The sequence below is a fragment of the Allobacillus salarius genome, from assembly GCF_007559425.1.
Classification (GTDB): domain Bacteria; phylum Bacillota; class Bacilli; order Bacillales; family Alkalibacillaceae; genus Allobacillus; species Allobacillus salarius.
Map to the genome: position 1 here is coordinate 71,188 of NZ_VMHE01000002.1, position 24,050 is coordinate 95,237.

At 39.3% G+C, this 24,050-nt stretch carries 23 protein-coding genes and 1 riboswitch; of the genes, 22 read left to right on the top strand and 1 reads right to left on the bottom strand.

Annotated features, from left to right (window positions below):
* The first annotated feature begins 1 nt into the window (after nucleotide 1).
* From recG to rnc, 7 genes are all read left to right on the top strand, one after another.
* Nucleotides 2–2,032, top strand: a complete 2,031-nt coding sequence (gene recG, locus FPQ13_RS02310; RefSeq protein WP_144087696.1) for an ATP-dependent DNA helicase RecG — start codon at nucleotides 2–4, stop codon at nucleotides 2,030–2,032.
* A 519-nt stretch (nucleotides 2,033–2,551) separates the two neighbouring features.
* Nucleotides 2,552–3,112 (top strand): transcription factor FapR, encoded by a 561-nt coding sequence (gene fapR, locus FPQ13_RS02315; protein ID WP_144087697.1) that lies wholly within the window; start codon nucleotides 2,552–2,554, stop codon nucleotides 3,110–3,112.
* 14 nt (nucleotides 3,113–3,126) lie between these two features.
* Nucleotides 3,127–4,137: a phosphate acyltransferase PlsX gene (gene plsX / locus FPQ13_RS02320; RefSeq protein WP_144087698.1), complete on the top strand. Its 1,011-nt coding sequence runs from the start codon at nucleotides 3,127–3,129 to the stop codon at nucleotides 4,135–4,137.
* Complete coding sequence (gene fabD, locus FPQ13_RS02325; RefSeq protein WP_144087699.1) at nucleotides 4,130–5,074, top strand: ACP S-malonyltransferase; 945 nt, start codon at nucleotides 4,130–4,132, stop codon at nucleotides 5,072–5,074. Before plsX ends, fabD begins: the two co-directional genes overlap by 8 nt.
* Entirely contained in the window at nucleotides 5,075–5,815 is a 741-nt protein-coding gene (fabG, locus tag FPQ13_RS02330; RefSeq protein WP_144087700.1) for a 3-oxoacyl-[acyl-carrier-protein] reductase, read from the top strand.
* Nucleotides 5,816–5,861: 46 nt separating this feature from the next.
* The gene (locus FPQ13_RS02335; protein WP_144087701.1) at nucleotides 5,862–6,095 is read left to right on the top strand and encodes an acyl carrier protein; all 234 of its coding nucleotides are present in this window, start codon (nucleotides 5,862–5,864) and stop codon (nucleotides 6,093–6,095) included.
* A 138-nt stretch (nucleotides 6,096–6,233) separates the two neighbouring features.
* Nucleotides 6,234–6,923, top strand: coding sequence for a ribonuclease III (gene rnc, locus FPQ13_RS02340; protein ID WP_144087702.1), 690 nt, complete (start codon nucleotides 6,234–6,236; stop codon nucleotides 6,921–6,923).
* A gap of 504 nt (nucleotides 6,924–7,427) precedes the next feature.
* Here the strand turns inward: rnc and FPQ13_RS02345 are convergent.
* Nucleotides 7,428–7,652: a DUF1128 domain-containing protein gene (locus FPQ13_RS02345; RefSeq protein WP_144087703.1), complete on the bottom strand. Its 225-nt coding sequence runs from the start codon at nucleotides 7,650–7,652 to the stop codon at nucleotides 7,428–7,430.
* Nucleotides 7,653–7,762: 110 nt separating this feature from the next.
* On the opposite strand from FPQ13_RS02345, the gene smc reads away from it, so the two are divergent.
* From smc to FPQ13_RS02420, 15 genes are all read left to right on the top strand, one after another.
* Nucleotides 7,763–11,329 (top strand): chromosome segregation protein SMC, encoded by a 3,567-nt coding sequence (gene smc / locus FPQ13_RS02350; protein ID WP_144087704.1) that lies wholly within the window; start codon nucleotides 7,763–7,765, stop codon nucleotides 11,327–11,329.
* 18 nt (nucleotides 11,330–11,347) lie between these two features.
* Nucleotides 11,348–12,343 (top strand): signal recognition particle-docking protein FtsY, encoded by a 996-nt coding sequence (gene ftsY, locus FPQ13_RS02355; RefSeq protein ID WP_144087705.1) that lies wholly within the window; start codon nucleotides 11,348–11,350, stop codon nucleotides 12,341–12,343.
* A gap of 13 nt (nucleotides 12,344–12,356) precedes the next feature.
* A complete protein-coding gene (locus FPQ13_RS02360) occupies nucleotides 12,357–12,683 on the top strand; it encodes a putative DNA-binding protein (protein ID WP_144087706.1) in 327 nt (108 codons plus the stop codon).
* A gap of 14 nt (nucleotides 12,684–12,697) precedes the next feature.
* Nucleotides 12,698–14,038: a signal recognition particle protein gene (gene ffh, locus FPQ13_RS02365; protein ID WP_144087707.1), complete on the top strand. Its 1,341-nt coding sequence runs from the start codon at nucleotides 12,698–12,700 to the stop codon at nucleotides 14,036–14,038.
* 79 nt (nucleotides 14,039–14,117) lie between these two features.
* Nucleotides 14,118–14,390, top strand: a complete 273-nt coding sequence (gene rpsP / locus FPQ13_RS02370) for a 30S ribosomal protein S16 (protein ID WP_144087708.1) — start codon at nucleotides 14,118–14,120, stop codon at nucleotides 14,388–14,390.
* Nucleotides 14,391–14,405: 15 nt separating this feature from the next.
* On the top strand, nucleotides 14,406–14,633 hold the full coding sequence (locus tag FPQ13_RS02375) for a KH domain-containing protein (RefSeq protein ID WP_144087709.1): 228 nt from the start codon (nucleotides 14,406–14,408) through the stop codon (nucleotides 14,631–14,633).
* Between the two features lie 76 nt (nucleotides 14,634–14,709).
* Nucleotides 14,710–15,099, top strand: a complete 390-nt coding sequence (locus FPQ13_RS02380) for a YlqD family protein (RefSeq protein WP_186279521.1) — start codon at nucleotides 14,710–14,712, stop codon at nucleotides 15,097–15,099.
* 5 nt (nucleotides 15,100–15,104) lie between these two features.
* A complete protein-coding gene (gene rimM, locus FPQ13_RS02385) occupies nucleotides 15,105–15,626 on the top strand; it encodes a ribosome maturation factor RimM (protein ID WP_144087711.1) in 522 nt (173 codons plus the stop codon).
* Entirely contained in the window at nucleotides 15,623–16,357 is a 735-nt protein-coding gene (gene trmD / locus FPQ13_RS02390; protein WP_144087712.1) for a tRNA (guanosine(37)-N1)-methyltransferase TrmD, read from the top strand. Before rimM ends, trmD begins: the two co-directional genes overlap by 4 nt.
* A 131-nt stretch (nucleotides 16,358–16,488) precedes the next feature.
* A complete protein-coding gene (gene rplS, locus FPQ13_RS02395; protein ID WP_144087713.1) occupies nucleotides 16,489–16,833 on the top strand; it encodes a 50S ribosomal protein L19 in 345 nt (114 codons plus the stop codon).
* Nucleotides 16,834–16,980: 147 nt separating this feature from the next.
* A riboswitch (cobalamin riboswitch) is annotated at nucleotides 16,981–17,175 on the top strand.
* Nucleotides 17,176–17,337: 162 nt separating this feature from the next.
* A complete protein-coding gene (locus FPQ13_RS02400; RefSeq protein WP_144087714.1) occupies nucleotides 17,338–19,611 on the top strand; it encodes a prenyltransferase/squalene oxidase repeat-containing protein in 2,274 nt (757 codons plus the stop codon).
* 21 nt (nucleotides 19,612–19,632) lie between these two features.
* The gene (locus tag FPQ13_RS02405) at nucleotides 19,633–20,616 is read left to right on the top strand and encodes a DUF4430 domain-containing protein (RefSeq protein ID WP_144087715.1); all 984 of its coding nucleotides are present in this window, start codon (nucleotides 19,633–19,635) and stop codon (nucleotides 20,614–20,616) included.
* A gap of 182 nt (nucleotides 20,617–20,798) precedes the next feature.
* Entirely contained in the window at nucleotides 20,799–21,629 is an 831-nt protein-coding gene (locus FPQ13_RS02410; RefSeq protein WP_281281189.1) for an energy-coupling factor transporter transmembrane component T, read from the top strand.
* Nucleotides 21,611–23,287 (top strand): ABC transporter ATP-binding protein, encoded by a 1,677-nt coding sequence (locus FPQ13_RS02415; RefSeq protein WP_144087717.1) that lies wholly within the window; start codon nucleotides 21,611–21,613, stop codon nucleotides 23,285–23,287. The genes FPQ13_RS02410 and FPQ13_RS02415 overlap by 19 nt, the downstream gene beginning before the upstream one ends.
* Nucleotides 23,263–23,991 carry an ECF transporter S component gene (locus tag FPQ13_RS02420; RefSeq protein WP_144087718.1) on the top strand — a complete coding sequence of 243 codons (729 nt, stop codon included), beginning with the start codon at nucleotides 23,263–23,265 and terminating at the stop codon, nucleotides 23,989–23,991. The genes FPQ13_RS02415 and FPQ13_RS02420 overlap by 25 nt, the downstream gene beginning before the upstream one ends.
* Nucleotides 23,992–24,050: the final 59 nt, after the last annotated feature.

Here is a 24,050-nt window from a genome sequence, read left to right on the forward strand (position 1 = left end):
AGTGATTAAGGAACCAGTAACCAATATACCAAGCGTCGGAGATAAAACAGCTGAACAACTACAACTAATGAACATTGAAAAAGTGGGAGATTTACTCTTCCACTTTCCTTTTCGTTATGATTTTCATGAACTGAAGCCACTGACAGAAATTGCACACGACGAAGTTGCTACCATTCAAGGGATCGTCGCGTCACAACCACATGTTCAATTTTATGGACGAAAAAAATCTAGATTAACCTGTACACTTACGATTGGTCATGTTGCAGTAAAAGCGGTCTTTTTCAACCAGAATTTTTTGAAAGATAAACTCATTCCTGGTGAACAAGTTACGCTAACAGGAAAATGGGATGAGCGAAGACTTCAAATAACGGTACATAAATATCACCCAAAAGGTTTTGAAGATCAAACAATTCAGCCCGTCTATTCAACAAAAGGAAATATTACGACGAACCAATTAAAAAAGTGGATCTCTTATTCGCTGAAGGCTTCACTTTCTGAAGTCGAAGAATTACTACCTGAGCAGTATCTAAAGGAATATAAAATCCCTGGAAGGCAGCAAGCGATTCGTGAAATTCATCAACCGCGTTCGAAGGTGAGTTTAAAGCACGCTCGCAGGCGGTGGATTTATGAAGAATTATTGTTGTTTCAACTGAAAATGCAATGGATTCGAAAAGAAAACAAAAAGCGGATGGAAGGACTCGTCAAAAAATATGACGAGCATCAATTAAACAAATTCATCCAATCCCTGCCATTCCAACTAACGAATAGCCAACAACGGGTACTGAACGAGATTTTAACTGATTTAAAGAGTGAATCACGCATGAGCCGTTTACTTCAAGGAGATGTCGGTTCCGGGAAAACGATCATTGCTGCGATCGCTTTGTATGCAACAGCGTTATCCGGTCAACAAGGTGCGTTAATGGTCCCAACAGAAATTTTGGCTGAACAACATGCAGAGTCTTTACAATCCTTGCTCGGAGACCGTCTAACAATCGAGTTATTAACTGGCTCAATTAAAGGCAAGAAGCGACGTGAAAAATTAGAGCGATTGCAAAATGGAGAGATTGATTTATTAATCGGTACTCATGCGTTAATTCAGAATGATACCGTTTTTGATCAATTAGGATTAATTATTATTGATGAGCAACATCGTTTTGGAGTAGAACAACGTAAGACATTGCGAGATAAAGGTGTCACACCGGATGTTTTATTTATGACAGCAACGCCAATTCCTCGAACACTTTCCATTACGGCACTTGGTGATATGGATGTATCGACAATTGATGAGATGCCATCTGGAAGAATTCCGATAGAAACCTATTGGGTAAAGGAAAATATGCTTGAACGTATTTTAAATTTTATGTTAAAAGAAATCCAAAATGGTCACCAAGCTTATGTCATTTGTCCGCTCATTGAAGAATCTGAACAACTGGACTTATCGAATGCGATTGAAGTCTATGAGCAATTGCAAGCTTGGATGCCGGATTCGATAAAGGTTGGACTCATGCACGGGAGACTTCACCCAGATGAAAAGGAAGAAGTAATGCGAGCTTATGCTGAAAATGAGATTCAAGTACTCGTCTCAACCACTGTCGTTGAGGTTGGTGTGAATGTCCCAAACGCAACGATGATGTTGATTTATGGTGCTGAGCGATTTGGATTAGCACAATTACATCAATTAAGAGGACGCGTCGGACGGGGAAGCAATAAAAGTTATTGTATTTTGATGGCCGATCCGAAAACAGAGCAAGGCAGGGAGCGGATGAGTGTGATGACAGAGACGACGGACGGATTCGAGTTATCTGAACACGACTTAAAACTACGCGGACCAGGTGACTTTTTCGGTAAAAAGCAAAGTGGTTTACCAGAATTTAAAGTGGCGGATTTGACGGAGGATTACCGGGCGTTGGAGGTTGCACGAAAAGACGCTGTCCGAATTATTCAAGATAATTTGATCGAAGAACCCGAATACCGCGTGCTAAAAGAAATGATACTCTCAGATCCATTAATCCAAGAACGGATTTTTGACTAATTGATTTATAGATTGACGGCTGGGACATAACTTGAATCGTCGTCCACCACTTCGGAAAAACACTACGCTTTTACCCACAGGGCATAAGGCGACATCTGCGATTAATCGCAGTGTCTTCTATACCGCGGGCGCTGTTGAGCCTCCTCGTACTATCGTACTGCAGGGTCTCATCTAGGCTTTTCATCCCGACGACTAGGACGGACTAGTGTCAACGTTGGCCACAGGACGTGGCCGCCTTTAGTTGACCGCAGGAGTCTTCGTGTTTTTCCTACGCTAATAAAATCCGAACCGATTCATATATTTAAGAATCGATGTTCGGATTTTTCTTTAACTAAATATCATTTGACCCGGCCTCTTTCCTTCGTCATTCGCTTATATTTTGTATGCTATCAATTGTTACGTGCAAGTTCATGATTTTTAGTGAGTCATAAGATGACTCAAAAAATCATTGCAACAATGAGTTCTGTATTATATATTACTATTAGGACCTAGTCATAATACTGGACGGTGTAACATGAAATGAAACTAAAAAAGAAAGATCGTCAAGAGAAATTAAATCAAGCTATTGAAAAGACTCCGTTTATTACGGATGAAGAGCTAGCAGAACAATTCCAGGTCAGCATTCAAACGATTCGGCTGGATCGTATGGAGCTGGGAATCCCTGAAGTGAGAAAAAGAATTGAGTCTGTTGCCCAAGAAAATTGGGATGAAACATTAAAAGCACTTCCCGCAGATGAGGTGATTGGTGAAGTGATTGATCTTGAATTAGATCAGTCCGCAATCTCTATTTTAGATATCCAAGCGGAGCATGTTTTTTCAAGAAACCATATTGCCCGTGGACACCATTTATTCGCACAGGCTAACTCGTTATGTGTAGCCGTGATTGATGATGAATTAGCATTGACTGTCAATGCTTCCATCCAATTTAAACGTTCTGTCCGTTTAAATGAGCGGGTTGTCGCAAAAGCGAAAGTGATCCATACAGATAAAAAAAGAACTACCGTTGAAGTGAATAGCCATGTTGAAAAAGAACTTGTATTTTCGGGGACATTCGAAATGTATCGCTCAACGGATCGATAAAGGAGTATTAGCTGATGAAAATTGCAATTGATGCAATGGGTGGCGACAATGCACCTGAAGCGGTCGTCAAAGGAAGTTTGTTAGCAGTAAAAGAGTACGAAGAACTGGAAATCACGTTATATGGTGATGAAAACCAGATTAAGCCCTTTATGAATGAGTCACATGAACGAATTTCCATCGTTCATACCGATGAAAAAATCGAAAGCACAGATGAACCAGTGCGAGCAGTTCGTCGCAAAAAGAATGCTTCGATGGTTTTAATGGCTGAAGCGGTTAAAGAAGGACAAGCAGATGCTTGTATCTCAGCTGGAAATACTGGAGCCCTCATGAGTGCAGGGTTGTTTAAGGTAGGCCGAATCAAAGGGATTGAACGTCCTGCATTGAGTCCAACATTACCGACTGTCGATGGTGGAGGATTTTTATTCTTGGACGTCGGGGCTAACGTTGATGCAAAACCAAATCATTTGCTGCAATACGGAATAATGGGATCCATTTATGCAAAGAAAATTCGTGGCATTGACCAACCGCGAGTAGGGTTGCTGAATGTCGGAACAGAGGAACAAAAAGGATCTGAATTAACGAAGAAAGCATTTGAGCTTTTACAGCAAGCGGACTTGAATTTCATCGGGAATGTCGAAGCGCGCGATTTACTTGATGGTGTGGCAGACGTCGTCGTAACGGACGGTTTTTCTGGAAATGTTGTTTTAAAAACCGTTGAGGGAACAGCTTCCACATTATTTTCTATGGTGAAAGAAGTATTTATGACAAACACAAAAACGAAAATTGCAGCTGCTATGGTCAAAACCGATTTGAAAGGCTTGAAAGATCGATTAGACTACTCAGAATATGGTGGCGCGGGTTTGTTTGGCCTTGCTGCCCCAGTCATTAAAGCGCATGGATCTTCAAATGACCGAGCGATTTTTAACGCAATTAGACAGACACGTCAATTAGTTGAAGAGCAGGTTATTGACGCGATTACTCAAGAAGTGAAAGAGATGCAAACTGAGGAGGGATCGAATGAGTAAATTGGCATTTCTTTTTCCCGGACAAGGATCACAAGCGGTCGGAATGGGAAAAAGTTTCTTTGACCAAAATCAAGAAGTGAAAGATGCTTTTCAGCGAGCGGATGATGTACTTGGTTATTCCTTAAGTGATCTGATTTTAAATGGACCTGATGAAACATTAACGAAGACGGAGAACGCTCAACCAGCTTTATTATTAATTAGTGCGGTGATCAATGATCAGTTGAAGCAAAGAGGTGTTGAGCCAGCGTTAGTAGCTGGTCATAGCTTAGGAGAGTACAGTGCATTATACGCTGCGGGTGTATTAAGCTTGGAAGACGCAATTAAGGTCGTTCATGAACGCGGAAAATTAATGGAAAAAGCCGTACCTTCTGGAGAAGGAACGATGGCTGCTGTACTAGGGATGAAGGACGAAGAGATTCGCCAAGTTACAGATGCAGTTACGGAAGCGGGAGATGTCGTCAACGTCGCGAACTATAACTGTCCTGGACAGATTGTCATCTCCGGTAGTGTAGCTGGTGTTGAAAAAGCGAGTGAGCAATTGAAGGAAAAAGGCGCAAAACGAGTTCTGTCATTGAATGTAAGCGGACCTTTTCATTCAACTTTAATGAAACCAGCCAGCATTGAATTTCAAGCTGTATTGGATTCAGTAACTTTCCAAGAAGCCAATATTCCGGTATATGCGAATGTTCATGCGAAACCAGTAACAACGAGTGATGAAATCAAACAATTATTGATTGAACAACTATATTCTCCGGTTCAATTTTCTCAAACAATCGAAAACATGCTGGAAGAAGAAGTAGATGCATTCGTTGAAGTTGGCAGCGGAAAAGTACTCTCAGGCTTAGTGAAAAAAGTACACCGTCGTGCAAAGGTCTTTTCAGTCCAAGATATAGAGACCTTTGAAAAATTTCTCGACTGGACGAAGGAGGAAGCGTAAATGTTTAAAGGGAAAGCAGCTCTTGTAACCGGTGCCTCACGAGGAATTGGTCGAGCAATCGCGCTTAATTTAGGTAAAAATGGTGCGAATGTTGTTGTGAACTACTCAGGAAGTAAAGACAAAGCAGAAGCCGTCGTTGAAGAGATTAAATCGTTTGGTCAAGAGGCAATTGCTGTGCAGGCGAATGTTGCCGATGCGGACGATGTAAAGCGACTTGTAAAAGAAACGATTGATACGTTTGGCAGCTTAGATATTCTCGTTAACAACGCAGGCATCACACGTGATAACTTGCTAATGCGAATGAAAGAAGAAGAATTCGATCAAGTTATTGATACGAACTTAAAAGGTGTATTCAATTGCACGAAAGCCGTCACTCGACAAATGATGAAGCAACGAGCAGGAAAAATCGTCAATATTGCTTCCATTGTCGGAGTGAGCGGAAATCCTGGACAAGTCAATTATGTTGCGGCTAAAGCAGGCGTGATCGGTATGACGAAATCAGTAGCGAAAGAATTGGCTACACGTAATGTTCATGTTAATGCAGTTGCCCCTGGCTTTATTTCAACTGAAATGACCGATGAGTTGACCGATGACCAAAAACAAAACATGTATGACATGATTCCATTAAATCGACTAGGCGAGCCTGAAGATGTAGCAAATGTCGTTAAATTTTTAGCCTCTAGTGAGTCTGATTATATGACCGGTCAAACAATTCATGTTGATGGTGGAATGGTCATGTAGTTATATGTTTTAATAAACATGCACTCTTTGAAGGGAGGTGACGTGAATGGCAGACGTATTTGATCGCGTAAAAAACCTGATCGTTGAACGATTAGATGTTGATGAAACAAAAGTTACAGAAAATGCTTCTTTTAAAGACGACCTTGAAGCAGATTCTTTAGATGTTGTTGAATTAATCATGGAATTAGAAGATGAATTTGATTTAGAAATCGCAGATGAAGATGCAGAAAAAATTGAAACTGTTGGTGATGCTGTTAACTACATAAACAGCAACCAATAATTAAAAAAACTGCTGGCCCCTGCCATATAGGATAGGGGTCAGTATTTCTTTTGACACAGGACATTCCTTTTGTCACCGAGCTCAATTTCGTTATACAATACAATAAGATTAACTTTCATTTTAGAAAAGGTGAGTCGAGTGGACTTCCAATCATTTCAGGAAAAATACAACGTCAAATTTAAGAACGAGCAATTACTAAAGCAAGCATTTACACACACATCGTATGCGAATGAGCATCGAAAAAGCCAAATCAAAGATAATGAACGCCTTGAATTCCTTGGTGATGCGGTATTAGAGCTAGCTGTTTCTCAATACTTATACCGAGGATACCCTTTAATGAGTGAAGGTGAATTGACGAAACTTCGGGCGAATATTGTTTGTGAGCCTTCTCTTCACAAGTTTTCCGTTCAGTTAGGAATGGATAAGCTCGTGTATATTGGAAAAGGGGAAGAAGCAACAGGCGGAAGAAGCCGTCCTGCACTATTGGCAGATGTCTTCGAAGCATTTATCGGAGCGTTATATTTAGATCAAAATTTTGATGCGACACTCAATTTTTTAAAGTCTAATGTGTTTCCTACTATTGAAGTGGGTGCTTTTTCGCATGCGATGGACTACAAAAGTTCTTTACAAGAATTTGTTCAAAAACAAGGGCAACAAGTCAGTTACCAAATCGTTAATGAGATTGGACCTGATCATGATCGACAATTCGTTGCCGCTTGTTATATCGAGGACCGCCACTGTGGTGAGGGGAAAGGTCGCTCGAAAAAAGAGGCTGAGCAACGTGCCGCTGAACGTTGTTTAACTGCATTGAAGCAAACAGAACAATGAAACTAAAAAACTCCATTTCCTATATTCTTATAGGGAATGGAGTTTCTTTCGTGAAATTTAGATTTCGGAATTCTCAACACCCGAATGAAGCGTTCTACAAGTCGAAATGTCATCGAGAAGGTGTGTCAACACCGGAATGAAGTTCTCTGCACGTCGAAACGTCATCGAGAAGGCGTCTCAACACCTGAACGAAGCGCTCTGCACGTCGAAATGTCATCGAGAAGGCGTCTCAACACTTGAACGGAGCGCTCTGCACGTCGAAATGTCATCGAGAAGACGTCTCGACACCCGAATGAAGCGTTCTACAAGTCGAAATGTCATCGAGAAGGCGTTTCAACGCCCGAACGAAGCGCTCTGCACGTCGAAATGTCATCGAGAAGGCGTCTCAACACCCGAACGAAGTGCTCTGCACGTTGAAATGTCATCGAGAAGACGTCTCAACACCGGAATGAAGCACCCCACACCTTTAGAAGTCGTTGAGAAGCCGACCCTATCACAAATAAGTTAGTTCTTCCGGTATTTCTTTAATTCATCAATAATCGCATGAATCTCTGAAACACTCACTTGGCGTTTTGCTTTTACCATGTCGTAAAGGTCCTTAATCTCTTGATAGTTCGCTAGGTCAAAGTTTTCAGGTTTAACGACTGAACGATTAATAATCTGAAGCTCTTCAGATAAATCGTTAATGATAAATTCTAGATTTTCTTCTGTTGGTTCGTTCAAATTCAATGTTTTCACCTCTTTAGCATGTTAAGTCGACTTTTTGTAGCCTAGTATTTATGATAAAATAAATAGGTTGAAATGTTAAGTGAGTTCGGGAAATGAGTAGGTGAATACATATGTATTTAAAAAAGCTGGAGTCAGTCGGTTTCAAATCATTTGCAGAACGAATCTCCGTTGATTTTGTTCCTGGAGTTACTGCAGTGGTAGGGCCGAATGGTAGTGGTAAATCAAATATTACCGATGCGATTCGCTGGGTGCTTGGTGAGCAATCAGCGAAATCTTTACGTGGCTCAAAGATGCAAGACATTATTTTTGCAGGAAGTGATTCTAGAAAACCGCTCAATGTCGCGGAAGTCACATTGACGCTAGACAATAAAGATCAACGACTACCAATCGATTATGAGGAAGTTGCTGTGACGAGACGTGTCTATCGTTCAGGAGATAGTGAATATTTAATTAACAAACAACCGTGTCGATTAAAAGATATTGTAGATCTTTTTCTAGATTCAGGACTTGGAAAAGAGGCTTTCTCGATTATCGGTCAAGGCCGGGTCGAAGAGATTCTGAGTTCAAAGTCTGAAGAGCGAAGAAGTATCTTTGAAGAGGCAGCGGGTGTTCTGAAGTATAAAAAGCGGAAACAAAATGCCGAAAAGAAATTAATCGATACAGCGGACAACCTCAGTCGGGTAGAAGATATCATTCACGAGATCGAAGGACAACTCGAACCACTGCAGAAGCAGTCCGCAATTGCCAAGGAATACTTGGAGAAAAAAGATGAGCTGGAACAATATGAAGTCTCGTTGTTAGTAACAGAAATTGAAACCTACCATGAAGAATGGCAACAGCTACTGTCCAAAATTGATAAAAAGAAAGAATACCTACTCCATTTAAAGACTGAAATTAATCAAGATGACGCTCAATTGGAAACTTACCGTCAATCCATTGCAGCGTTAGACCAAGAAATCGAAGAGTGGCAAGAGAAAAAGTTACTATTGACGCAACAGATCGAGCAATTGGATGGGAAAAGAAACTTATTAACGGAGCAATTAAAACACTTTGATGAAAATCAAGAACGTTTAAAAAATCAAATCCAAACGTATCAGGATCAAATCGAACAAGGCGAGTTCGATGTTGAAGATCATGAGAAAAAATTAAATTTACTCAAGTCTCAGCGTGATGAGACGAAGCGTACGATCAATCAATTGAAGGAAAAGTTAAATCAAACAGGCAACCAAGTTGAAGAGCAAATCGAGACATTAAAAGCCCAATACATCGATCAACTGAATGAGCAAGCTGCAAAAAAGAATGAAAAGCATTCAAAAGAAAAACAAATTGAGCAAACTAGCTATCGTAAACTGCGTTTAGATGAACGTTTTGAAGAATTGATTAAACAGCGAGAAGAACTACAAAAAAATGAGCAATCTTATACAAAAGAAATTGAACAAGAACAATCGAAGTACCAAGAAGTAGAAACAAAGTTTGAGCAATCGACTGAATCATACAATGCTTTAACAGAAGACATTCGAATTGCAGAAGGTAAAAAACAAGAAGCTTACCGCTTGATCGATCAGTTGCGTTCAAAAAAAGATATGCTAGAACAAATGAAAGCATCTTATAGTGGATTTTATTACGGCGTTAAAGCAGTACTGCAAGCATCCAAAAAGAAGAATCTGCAAGGCATTCACGGTGCGGTTGCCGAGTTGTTGGATATCGATGAAACATACGTTACCGCAATCGAAACAGCGTTAGGTGGTCAAGCTCAAAATATTGTAACCGCCGATGAAGCTGCGGCGAGAAATGCAATTCGTTGGTTGAAAAAATCTAACAGTGGCCGGGCAACATTTTTACCATTAACGTCGATTCGACCACGACAAATTAGACAGGAAGACGTAAACCGATTAGACGAAGATGGTTTCATTGGTATCGCTGCTGATTTAGTATCAATCGATTCAGCATATGGATCGATAGCCAAACAGCTTCTAGGAAATATTTTGATTACTGAGAACTTAAGAGCAGCCAATGAAATTGCGAAGAAAACGAATCATCGCTACCGGATTGTGACGCTAGAAGGCGACGTGGTGAACCCAGGTGGTTCGATGACAGGTGGTGCTAAGAAAAACTCCAACCAAGCCTCTTTGTTCACGAGAGAAAAAGAACTGGACGAAACAGCGAGCAAACTGAATCGATATGAACAGAAAACAAAGCAATTTGAACAAAATCTACAAGAAAAGCTAGCAAAACAGGAACAGTTAATGCAAGAAATGAATGAGCTCGAAGAACAAAAAAGAGGTCAGGAAGAAAACATCAAAGAAATAGAACAACAGCTCTACTCTGTCACGTATCAATTGTCCAACGTACAAGATCAATTAAATGTGTACGATCAAGAGAATGATCAACTAGAAATTGAAATCAAACAGCTTAAAAATGATTTGAATGATGTAACTGCGTTTCTTGGTGAATCAGAGAAAGAAACGAATCGCTTACGTGAGAAAATTGAACATTTAACGGACAATCTATCTAGTTATAAAGAAGAACACGAAGAAGTTCGTGAAAAATTAAACCATATGCAAATTCGCTATGCTGAACAAGATAGCGAGGTACGAAACCAGAAAAATCGCTATGATGAAGCTTTGGCAGACCTTGAAGAACAAAAGGAGATCAAGCTAGCGAAAGAACAAGAATTAAAGCAATTGCAAGAATCCCATGAACAGAAGGATTCTATTGAAAACCTGACAGATAACTTGAAGACGTACAGACAAAATCTCGCGGAGCTGAATGAAAAAATCGATACAGGAAGAGAAAAAAGACAGTCGATTACTCATCAACGTGATGATCTTGAGCGTGAAGTAAAAGAAAAAAACAAACAATATGAACAAGAGAATAATCAAGTTCAAAAGCTTGAAGTCAATGCGAGTCGATTGGACGTTGAATTGGAAAACCGATTGCAACAACTGCAGGATGACTACACACTGACACATGGACGTGCAAAACAAGAATATGGGGTAACGGATGATTTAGAATCGTCTAGAGAAAAAGTAAAAACCATTAAGCGTGCGATCGATGAATTAGGACATGTAAACTTAGGCGCCATCGAAGAGTATGAACGAATCCAAGAGCGTTACGACTTTTTGAAGCGCCAGCAATCCGATCTGTTGGAAGCGAAGCAAACGTTATATGATGTCATCGGTGAAATGGATGAAGAGATGATCCGGAAATTCAGTGACACGTTCGAAAAAATCCAGAAAGAGTTCACACAAGTATTCAAGACATTATTCGGCGGTGGCCGAGCGGAGCTACAATTAACAGACCCTAAAGACATGCTTGAAACAGGTGTGGAAATTATTGCTCAGCCTCCTGGTAAAAAGCTGCAGCATTTAAGCTTGCTATCTGGTGGTGAACGTTCATTAACAGCGATTGCACTGTTATTTGCTATTTTACGTGTACGCCCTGTGCCATTTTGTGTATTGGATGAAGTCGAAGCGGCTTTAGATGAAGCAAACGTATTCCGTTTCGCAAAATATTTACGTGAATTTTCTGCTGAAACCCAATTCATTGTGATCACACACCGAAAAGGTACAATGGAGCTAGCTGATGTATTATATGGAGTAACGATGCAAGAGTCAGGTGTGTCAAAATTGGTTTCCGTTAAACTCGAAGAAACGAAAGATATGATGTTAACGTAAGAAAGGAAGTTGTGAAAGATGAGTTTTTTCAAGAAACTAAAAGATAAAATTAACAACCAGACCGAACAGGTAACGAATAAATTTAAAACGGGTATGACGAAAACGCGTGATAACTTTACGTCGAAAGTGAATGATTTGGTCGCTCGGTATCGTACAGTAGATGAAGAATTTTTTGAGGAATTGGAAGAAATTCTAATCTCCGCAGATGTCGGTGTTCAAACTGTGATGGAATTGATCGAAGAGTTGGAGATGGAAGTAAAACGAAGAAATATTAAAGATACCGAACAGGTCAAAGAAGTCATATCAGAGAAATTAGTTGAGATTTACTATGGTGGTGACGAAGAATCCATCGAAGAATTGAACCTCAACGAAGATGGTCTTTCTGTTGTTCTCATCGTGGGCGTCAATGGTGTCGGCAAAACGACAACAATCGGAAAGCTTGCCTACCAGTTGAAACAAGAAGGAAAGAAGGTTGTTCTTGCTGCAGGTGATACATTCCGTGCTGGCGCAATTGAACAACTGGAAGTTTGGGGCGAGCGGACAGGCGTCGATGTGATCAAGCATAGCGAAGGTTCCGACCCAGCTGCTGTCATTTATGATGGGATTCAAGCTGCCAAGTCTCGTGGAGCTGATGTGCTTTTATGTGATACAGCAGGCCGATTGCAAAACAAAGTAAACTTAATGAAAGAGTTATCAAAAGTGAAAAACGTAATCAGCCGAGAAATTGAAGGAGCGCCACATGAGACATTACTCGTGTTGGACGCTACGACAGGTCAAAATGCAATGGCTCAAGCGAAAACATTCAAAGAGGCAACAGATGTTTCAGGTATTGTTTTAACGAAGCTTGATGGAACAGCCCGAGGTGGGATCGTTCTTGCGATTCGAAATGAAATGGGACTTCCGGTCAAGTTCGTCGGACTCGGTGAGCAAATGACGGACCTTCAACGATTTAATGCCCATCAGTTTGTCTATGGATTATTTGGCGATCTTGTAGATGACAGCGCAGAAGAATAGGAGGCATTCCGTGATGCTTGAGAAAACGACACGAATCAATTATCTGTTCGATTTTTATCAACAGTTGCTGACCGAAAAGCAAAAGAATTATATGGACCTGTACTACCTTGAAGATTACTCATTAGGTGAAATTTCAGAGACTTATGATGTCAGTCGGCAGGCAGTTTATGATAATATTAAACGTACAGAAGTTATGCTGGAAGATTATGAAGAAAAACTGGGACTTTATCGAAGGTTTCAGGCAAGGAACGCATTAATCGACCAGATGAAGACTGCTGTGGAAAACGAGAATCTAGAACAGATGAAAAAGTTATTAAACGAAATGGAAAACATTGATTAGGGGGTCTATTGCACATGGCATTTGAAGGCTTGTCAGACCGTCTGCAAAATACAATTAAAAAAATCACCGGTAAAGGGAAAGTTTCCGAACAAGACGTCAAAGAAATGACGCGTGAAGTTCGACTAGCTTTATTGGAAGCGGACGTAAACTTTAAAGTCGTAAAAGATTTAATTAAACGGATAAAAGAACGAGCAATTGGTCAAGAGGTGTTAGAAAGCCTGACGCCTGGACAGCAAGTAATCAAAGTCGTAAAAGAGGAACTGGCAGAATTAATGGGTGGCGAACAAAGTAAAATTGCAGTAGCAAACAAGCCACCAACCGTCATTATGATGGTCGGTCTGCAAGGTGCCGGTAAAACGACAACTACTGGAAAACTTGCAAACCTATTACGTAAAAAGCATAACCGAAAGCCAATGTTGGTCGCAGCCGACGTTTATCGTCCTGCAGCAATCAACCAATTGGAGACATTAGGTAATCAGCTCGATCTTCCTGTTTTCTCGTTAGGAACCGAAGCAAATCCGGTAGATATTGCGAATCAAGCTATCGAAAAGGCAAAAGAAGAGCATCACGATTATGTCATTATCGATACTGCCGGACGCTTGCATATTGATGAAAATCTAATGGGAGAGCTTCAAGAGATCAAACAGTCGGTCAATCCAGACGAAGTATTTTTAGTTGTTGACTCGATGACCGGTCAGGATGCTGTCAATGTTGCGGAGAGCTTTGATGAACAGCTCGATGTCACCGGGGTTGTCTTAACGAAGTTAGACGGAGATACCCGTGGCGGTGCCGCATTATCCATTCGCGCTGTAACAGGTAAGCCAATTAAGTTTGCTGGTATGGGTGAGAAACTAGATCAACTGGAAGCATTTCACCCTGATCGCATGGCTTCGAGAATTCTCGGTATGGGTGACGTACTTAGCTTAATTGAAAAAGCTGAGACACAAGTTGATGAGAAGAAAGCGAAGGAAATGGAAGAGAAAATTAAGTCGATGTCATTCACCTTCGAAGACTTTCTTGAACAAATGGATCAAGTTAAAAACATGGGACCACTCGATGAACTGATCAATATGATGCCTGGTGCGAATAAAATGAAAGGCATGAAAAATCTTCAAGTGGACGATAAACAATTATCCCATGTCGAGGCAATCATTCAATCCATGACAAAACAAGAAAGAGTAGAGCCTTCCGTTATTAACGCTAGCCGTAAAAAACGGATTGCTAAAGGTTCCGGAACATCAGTTTCCCAAGTGAACCGATTGCTAAAACAATTCGAAGATATGAAGAAAATGATGAAACAAATGACTAGTCCGAAGAAGGGTAAAAAGAAAGGAATGAATTTTCCTTTCATGTAATGTAAAAACCCTTTACAGACTAAAAATTCTCTGATACAATCTAAACTTGTGATAGGAAAGATTAAATGGAGGTGTAATTATGGCAGTAAAAATTCGCATGAAAAGAATGGGATCTAAAAGAAATCCTTTTTATCGATTAGTCGTTGCAGACTCTCGTTCACCTCGTGATGGACGTATTATCGAGCAAATCGGCACATATAATCCAGTTGCAGAAACACCTGAGGTTAAAATCGATGAAGAAAAAGCGTTAGACTGGATGACAAAAGGTGCAAAACCAAGTGATACAGTGCGCAACTTATTTTCTAAGCAAGGCATCATGGAAAAATTTCATAATTCAAAAACAAACAAATAAGGATTTGAGATATACATGAAAGCCTTAATTGAAACGATTGTTCTTCCGTTAGTTGACCATCCGGATCAAGTCGAAGTGACAGTTGAAGAAACGAATGAAAAAATTCGTTATCATTTGACTGTCCATTCGGATGATGTTGGAAAAGTCATCGGTAAAAACGGGCGAATTGCGAAGGCGATTCGTACGGTTGTTTATGCTGCAGGTTCAGATACAAACAAAAGAGTCTACTTAGATATTATGTAAATGGGGAGGGGGAAAATTAACCTTTCCCTTTTTTCACTTTTACGTTTTTTTAAGACACGCTTTCGAGGTGGATGTCGTGAAAATTTTAAGAAAAACGAAAATCAAGCAAGTCATCACACCAAAGAGTAAAGCAACCCTTCAACAAAAGTTTGAAAAAAGAAAGTCCAAGAATCAGACTGAACTCGATCAACTTTATTTTGAAAAGAAGAAATTACTTCATCAAAAAAAATTCCCGCCAAATCAAGTAGAAAAGCGATTTAATCGAGAAGAGGAACGTAGAAAACGCTCGATTGAATGGTGCACATATCAATTAGAACAATTGGAAACATTACCGATCGGTAGTGAAATTGTTGAGGGAGAAGTTGAGGAGATTATTGAACTATCAGTCGGTGATTCATGGGATGATATTGCTGGCAATCGAGAAATCGTCATTAAAGACGGAATAATAGAGAAAATCAATAGGTGATTTGCATGAAAGAAAACTATTTTAACGTAGGAAAAGTCGTCAATACCCATGGTGTTAGAGGTGAAGTTCGGGTCATCTCAACCACTGATTTCGACGAACGATTCGCCCCTGGACATACACTTTACTTTTTCAATGATCAAGAAAGCGAACCGGTCGTATTAACCGTTCATTCTCATCGGAAGCATAAACAATTCGATTTATTGACCTTTGAAGATCGGTATTCCATCAATGATGTTGAATGGATGAAAGGTGGGTATTTAAAGGTAGCTGGAGAGGATCAACACTCCTTGAGCGATGATGAGTTTTATTATCATGAAATCATTGGTTGTGATGTATATCTCACGGATGATACGTACATTGGTCATGTTAAAGAAATATTGTCACCAGGAGCCAATGATGTGTGGGTTATTCAACGGCATGGACAGCGGGATGCTCTCATTCCTTATATTGAACAAATCGTTAAACAAGTAAATGTGGAAGATAAAAAAATCATCATTGAGAATATGGAAGGACTGCTATCCGAATGAAAATTGATGTATTGACATTATTTCCTGAAATGTTTTCTGGCGTGATGAACTCTTCCATTCTCAAGAGAGCACATGAAGCAGGGCACTTTGATTATAACCTAGTTGACTTTCGAGAGTATACGGAGAGTAAGCATGGCAAAGTAGATGACTATCCATATGGTGGTGGAGCTGGTATGGTACTCAGTCCACAACCGATTTTTGATGCTGTTGAAAGTTTAACAGAACAGTCTAAGACGAAACCAAGGATTCTTTTAATGTGTCCTCAAGGAGAGACATATACCCAAAAGAAAGCTGAGGAGCTGGCCGAAGAGAAGCATTTAATCGTTATATGCGGTCATTACGAAGGCTATGATGAACGAATTCGGGAACATCTCGTAACAGATGAGATATCGATCGGTGACTACGTATTAACAGGTGGAGAACTTGGTGCCATGGTCGTTACAGACAGTGTTGTAAGACTCTTGCCTGGTGTGTTAGGAAATAATGATTCAGCCAAGAAAGATTCATTTTCTACTGACCTATTAGAGCATCCACATTATACACGACCGAGTGAATTTCGCGGTCATCAAGTTCCTGAGGTCCTTTTGTCCGGGCACCATCAAAACATTGAGGATTGGCGTGAATATGAATCGCTTAAGCGGACATATGAAAGACGTCCTGATTTAATTGATCAAGCAAATTTAACGGATAAACAACAAAAGCTTTTGGAACGAATTATCGAAGAAAAGTAGTATGGAATTTTCATTGCATCTGGTAATGCAGTATGATATATTTATGAATGTGCTTAAGTTCGTTAAGCGTGATAACAATGTTCCGCTACTTCATAGAAAGTAAGAGCATTTTGTTGGAAGGAGTGAGCAGAATGCAAGAAATTCTTAACCAAGTTGCTCAAGATCAGCTGCGTACAGACTTACCTGAATTTAGAGCTGGAGACACAGTGAAAGTTCACGTAAAAGTTGTCGAAGGTAGCCGTGAGCGTATTCAGGTTTTCGAAGGTGTCGTAATTAGAAGACGTGGTGGCGGAATTAGCGAAACATTCACTGTCCGTAAGATTTCTTATGGTGTAGGTGTTGAGCGTACATTCCCTGTACATTCTCCACGCGTTGCGAAAATCGACGTTGCTCGTAAAGGTAAAGTTCGTCGTGCGAAACTTTATTACCTACGTAACCTTCGTGGTAAAGCAGCTAGAATTAAAGAAAGACGCTAATGAGAATATAAGAAGCTGTTCTGAGTTCAATCGTTGTACTCAGGACAGCTTTTTTATTTTGTTTATCATTGGAAATTTTTTGTCGTAAAGTTGCTGATAATTAAAACAAGTTTGACGTTTTTTGATGAAACAGATAGACTATAGATAATTGAATAGGTAAAAATAGGTTGATTCGATTAAATACTTTTTAATCAATCATTAAAAGGGAAGCCGGTGAAAATCCGGCGCGGTCCCGCCACTGTATATTGCGAGTTTTCTAAAGCACTCCACTGTCTAATGATGGGAAGGATTTAGAGAATGATGACCATAAGCCAGGAGACCTGCCTGTTTTTTTGCACCATTCAACCTACGAGGATAGGGAGGTGTGGCGTCTGACTATGCTAATTTGACATACATAAATTGACTATAGTGAACGAATGCCCACTGAACATCTCTACTCGTTAGAGATGTTTTTTTATGTTCAGAGATCAATACAATTGATGATTACTATTAGGAGGAGTTTTGATGCAAAAAGTTTTTAGTTTTACATCATATTTAGTGATTTCACTTTTACTCATTATAAGTACTCTAGGAAATGGTTACATAGCCTCTGCTGAAAGTGCAGAAACTGTAAATTCTATTGATATTACAGAGAATGATATCGAACAAGCAATAGATTCAGCTAGTGATTTTATTTTAAATAATGGGGTCACTAGCGAATGGGAAGCTATAGGATTAGCCCAAGCCGGCAAGCAAGTTCCTAATAATTATATCGACACTTATTTTTATAATCATTTAAACAGCCAAGTTAAAAAAGGATTAGAAAATGGTCGTATCAAAATAACTGATATTGAACGCTTGGTAATTGCTGCTTCTGCTGTCGGCATTAATCCATTACAAGTCGAGGTTGATGGAAAAAACCTTATTGAATTGATTTATAACAGCCCAGAACGTCGTGGTGGATTTGAGACAATGACATTCCAAGGGAATAACGGTCCGATATTTGCCTTAATAGCTTTAGATACAAAGAATTATGAAGTACCCAATGATGCTAAATGGACAAGACAAAAACTTATTAATGAGTTATTAAACAATCAAAATGAAGACGGTAGTTGGCATTTAAATGCAAACTTTGATTCACCGAGCATCGATATAACAGCAATGGCCTTAACAGGATTAAGTCCTTACAACGAACAGGAAGAAGTCCGTAAGTCGATAGATTCCGCAGTTAACTGGCTATCAGATATTCAAACTGAGGAGGGAGGTTTTGATGGAGGGAGTTTTGTAGGTGGAATTACAAGTGAAGCCGCCTCCCAAGTTATTATTGGACTATCAGCAAATGGAATCGATCCAACCAATGAAGATTTTGTGAAAAATGGGGATAGCTTGATTGCTCACCTGTTATCTTATCAGAATGAAGATGGTGGATTTAAACATACACAAGGGGAAGGTGTCTCAAATGCTATGGCAACTGAACAAGCTTTGCAAGCATTGGTAGCTTACGATTACTTTTTGAAAGGGAAAAAGTCACTTTATCATTTTAGTGATAGCGAAGAAGGTAACGAAGAAGAACCTCCGAGTGAAGATGAGAGTGAGGAAAAACCTCCTATAAAAGATGACGAGGAAGAATCACCAAGTGAAGGAGATAATGAGGAAGGTTCAGGCGAAGACACTGGTGAAGAAGAACAATCACCGGAAGAACAAGAGGAAAAGCCATCTAAAAAAGAATTAAAAGTTGAAGTTAAATCAACAACGAAATCAAACAAAAAGATGGAAGCAACGATAGGAATTGATGATGTAAAAGCCGTCAAAGATAGAGTGCTCGTAATCAAACCTAAAAATGCAAAGGTTCAAAATGAATTAGCGATAGAGTTAGATAAAAAGGTCATTGAAACTTTAATTGAAAACAAAAATGATCTAAAAATTAACAAAGAAAAAGCAGTCGTACACATTCCGACGGAGATTCTGAGTCAATTAGCGAAGCAATCAAATGGTGCACCAGTAACCATTCAAATGGAACGATATGCTGTGGATGATGCAGTAGGTTCTGTTTATGACTTTACACTGATGGCAGATGAAACAAAAGTCAGTGATTTCGGCAACAATGAAATTACGTTAACACTCCAAGTCAACCAACAAAAAACAGAGGATCCGCAGGTCTATTATTTTAATGACCAAACGAATGAATGGGAATCTATTGATTCAGGCAAATATGACTCAAAAGCTGGGACAATATCTTTCCAAACGAATCATTTTAGTATTTTTGGCGTTTTTGATGGTACAAGTACTAATCTTGAAAAACCAACTCAGATAACCGTAAATAACTCATCTGTAGAAAATAAACCAAAAGAAAATACTAAGGAAAATCCAACTGAGCCAGCAGGTCAAAAAGAAAGTGTAAGTCTAACAAATGATAAAACTAGTCAAAGACATTTCAATCTGGCTAAAGAGCCCGGAAATACGATTCAACCAAAAGAACAATCTATTCAACTTATTGCTAGTAGTGATGTACATGAGAATTCAGATGAAAGCGATTATTCATCCGAAAACAAAGAACAATTAGCGTCTTCCGCGAAGGATTCGAATGAAATCATAAATCAGTCGAGTGAAGAAAGTGAAACGGATTCGGTAGCCAATCAATCCGAGTCAGAAGAAACGGCTGTCCATTCACAAGAAAGTAGTGAACAAAAAAAGGCTAAGTCAGAAAACACGACGTATGGCTATTGGCTAGCACTGGCATTGTTTATTGTTATAGGAGCATTTCTCATCCTATATTATCGTAAAAAGAATCTTAAATAGTACGAATAAAGGAAGGATACTATGCAATTGTCGTATAAGCGTCTCTTCATCCTGCTTTCCATTGCTATGTTGTTTTTATTGGCCGCTTGTGGTTCCGCACCATTATCCAAAGAAGAAGCAAATGAGCTGAAGGAAGCTGAGGAGCAGTCACAAGTAAAAGAAGTTACATTTCACGAAAAAATTAATGATGAATTCGAGACGAATTTAACGAAGTCAGGCATTGGAAAAGAAGCTAATTCAGATAAATCATCAGAAGAAAATGAAAATAATGAGTCAAATTCTGCTGAATCAACAAAAGTGGCAAGCGATCCCGAGTCAAAGGAAGCAAGCCTTTCAGATGCTAAGGAAGAAAAAAGCGTTTCTCACGATGATCAATCAAACAAAGTGACTTCGCAAGCATCGAAGGATAAAACGAAGAGTGAATCAACAACAAAAAAGAGTAGCAAATCAGACAATCAAAAATCAGATAAAAAGCAAGAGAAGAAGCAGGCGAGCGAAAAACCATCAACGCCTTCCCAATCTTCTAAAGATAAAGTGAAAGATAAAGAGAAACAATCAACGGATTCCTCAGAAAACAATCAAGAGAATCAACAAAAGGATGATCAACCTTCAGATGAGAATAAGGAAGAAGAAGATGCGAAAAAGGCACAAACAATTGTTCATTCGATTGTCATTTCAGATAGCGAGATTCCATTACCCCCTACGGAGATGGAAATTAACGATGGATTCACCGTTCTCGATGCCCTCATCAAGATAACAAAGGCGAAAAAAATTCAGATGGATTACCGGGGCGGTCAAGGCGCAACTGCCTATGTTGAAGGTATTGCAAACGTTTATGAATTTGACCGAGGCTCTGGTAGCGGTTGGATGTATCGAGTCAATGGAATCTTTCCAGACCGAGGAGCTGGGGTAGTGCCGTTATTACCAGGCGATCGGGTGGAATGGCTATATACAACGAACTTAGGCAAGGATTTAGGGGCTGATTTAAAGCCTTTCAGAAGATAGCGTAATTTTTGATTCACGGAAGTTTCAGATGAGCCCTCTTCGATGTGGGCTCATCTGCCTTCCTATATGAATTGTTGTTTTATTTTAATAGGTTGTATATCGATATTTACATAGAAAGTGTGTGATGAAAAATCGATAATGGTTTTCGCAGTTACCATCCATATGTTCAGCTTTTTTATTATATTTGTATGTTGACGTTAGCGATGTATTTTAATCATCCAATATTTTTAGTGACTATTTTATTGTTACTTATTTTTGTCAATATATCTCATGATCGAGGTAAAGACTTACGAAAATGGTTACCAACCTTATCGATCATGAGTACTCTAATTATCCTGATCAATCCGTTTCTTGTCTCACGTGGGACAACGATTCTTTTTTATTTTCGAGGAAAGCAAGTGACATTAGAAGCGTTTATGTATGGAATCACGATGGCGCTTTTTATTGCGATCATTTTAGTGGTTTTCATTTCTTTCAATCTCATATTAAACGGTAATCGTTTTTTATATATTTTTTCAAAAATTCTTCCACGTATCGCTTTAATGATTATGATGGCCATTCGGTTTGTGCCATTAATGAAAAGACGTCTTAATGAAATTGGTGATGTTCAACGGTTAAGAGGAATGAGTATGACAGTAGGTGATTTTAAGACGAGGGTTAGAAACGGAATGCTTAGAGTTCAAATTCTTTTGACGTGGTCTCTTGAGGAAGCCATCCACGTGACCAATTCAATGAAAGCGAGAGGATATGGAACGGAAGGGAAAAAAAGTTCTTATACTCTTTACTTTATGGATAAACGCGATTGGGTATGGCTGTTCATATTAGCAGGCTTAATGATGCTTTGCTTTTATGGAGGCAGGTTAGGTTATGGACAGATGATTATTTATCCAGAGCTGGGTCCATGGCAGTTTTTTTGGATCGATTGGATTGTTTTTTGCAGTATGTTTATTATCACGTCCTTTCCACTTTTCATTGAAGGGAGAGAAAAAATAAGATGGAAATTATCGATATAAAGGCGTTATCATTTCAATACCCTGAATCTGATAATTATGCGCTGGATGGGGTTAATTTTCACGTAAAACAAGGGGAGTTCGTTGTTATTGGAGGACCAAGTGGATGTGGTAAAACGACCCTCCTTCACTTATTGAAAAAGGAAATCTCTCCGCATGGATTGCAATCGGGCGATATATCATACATAGGGAAACCGTTAGATGAATGGGATGAAAGAACGTTAATCGAAGAGATCGGTCTTGTCTTTCAGGATCCAGAAAATCAAATTATTATGGATGATGTCATGCAGGAACTTGTATTTGGTATGGAGAATTTAGGCTATTCACCAATCGATATGCGGCTACGGTTGGCGGAGATGGTTCATACGTTTAGTGTCGAACATCTCTTGCATCAGAAAACGACAGCATTATCTGGTGGTCAAAAGCAACTTTTGAATTTGTTATCGGCACTTTTATTAAAACCGAGAGTATTACTTCTTGATGAGCCTACATCCCAACTTGATCCCGTCGCAGCAAAAGATTTGTTAATGATGCTTGAACGATTAAACAAAGAGCTTGGTATAACTGTTATTATCGTCGAACATCGTTTGGAAAATATCTTTGATAAGGCTGATCGAGTCGTGTTTATGAACGAAGGGAAGATTATTCATGACGGAAAGAGCAGAGAAGTTATTCAGCAAATTTATAATAGACAGGATCACCGCTTTTTTCCATACATTCCGTCAATATCTCAGATGTATTTAGAATTGCATCACGCACCAACCATTGATCGCATTCCACTGAATGTCAATGAAGGGAGAACAGAACTTGCTTCATTACCTTCAATGAATCACGTTGAAAAAATAGAAAACAAAGTAATGAATACGGACACAGAGCCGATTATTGAGGCGAAAGACGTTTATTTTCAATATGAACAAGGTTCATCGATGGTTTTGAGAAAGCTGTCTTTTTCCTTAAATAGAGGTGATTTTTATGCTGTTATGGGTGGGAATGGTTCAGGTAAAACGACACTATTGAAAACTTGTCTAGGCCTTCTCAAACCTCAGCGGGGTAGTGTGAAGCGATTTGGCCGTAAATTAACACATAAATCAATCGATAGCGTTCATCAAAATATCGCTTACTTATCACAACAACCGCAAACTTTCTTCATTCAAGATACAATTGAAAAAGAAATGCAATTAATTGCAGAACAACATGAAATCCAAGATTCTGAAAAACGTATAAAATCATTACTAAATTTATTTGGCATCGAGCATTTAAGGAATCGACATCCTTATGATTGCTCAGGCGGCGAGGTCCAAAAAGCAGCATTAGCATGTATGTTGTTAACAAAGCCATCTATATTATTCATGGATGAACCGACAAAAGGACTTGATCCCGTATCAAAAATTCACCTACAATCGATTCTTCGCAAATTGCATTCGGATGGTTTGACGATTCTAATGGTGACGCATGATATTGAATTTACTGCAAAAACTGCAACAAAATGTGCCATGTTATTCGATGGGGAAATAACGGCAGAAGCACTGCCTCATGCTTTTTTTACTGGCAATTATTTTTATACAACATCTATTAACCGGCTGACTCAAAACAGTCAATATCCTGAAGCGTTAACGTTAGAGGAGGTATTGCATTCATGGCAAGAGCACGAGTTAGCTTAATTGCATCTATAATTGTTTTTATTTTGCTCATTGTCATGTATGCCGTGTTTAATTATCACAACTATTTACTCTTGAGTTTAGGTATTATTGGTTGTGTGATGATGTTGTTTTTTATTCGTTTTGAAATGAAAAGTATAAAAACGAGAGAAATCGTTATCTTGGCGTTATTGATAGCGATTGCAGCCGTAGCACGTGTACCCTTTGCTGGTCTTCCAAGTGTTCAGCCGACCTCTTTTGTGATTATAACCGTCGGGTTGGTTTTTGGCGCTGAATCAGGCTTTTTGGTTGGTGCTTTGGCGGCAATCGTTTCAAATATGTTTCTAGGCCAAGGACCTTGGACTCCATGGCAAATGTTTGCTTGGGGGACGATGGGCATGAGTGCTGGTTTATTGAGACATTTTATAGGTGTAGGTAACTTGTGGATCTTAAATTCATTTGGCTTTGTTTGGGGATTTATATTCGGTTGGATGATGAATTTATGGATTGTTTTCAGCAATATGCATAATTTCACATGGGAGTTCCTTGTCGGTATATATGTGTCCAGTTTTTATCACGATTTAGCCCATGCAATATCTAATGTGATCTTCATCAGTTTGTTTAGTGTGAGATGGATACGGATTTTAAATCGTTTTAAAAAGAAACACGGTTTACTAGAAGACCCAACGATAAAGCCATCAATCGCATATGAAAAAGCAGGTAAATAAACATATTAAAGCCCAGTTAGATTCGCTTGAAACGAGTCATCTAACTGGGCTTTAAGTAA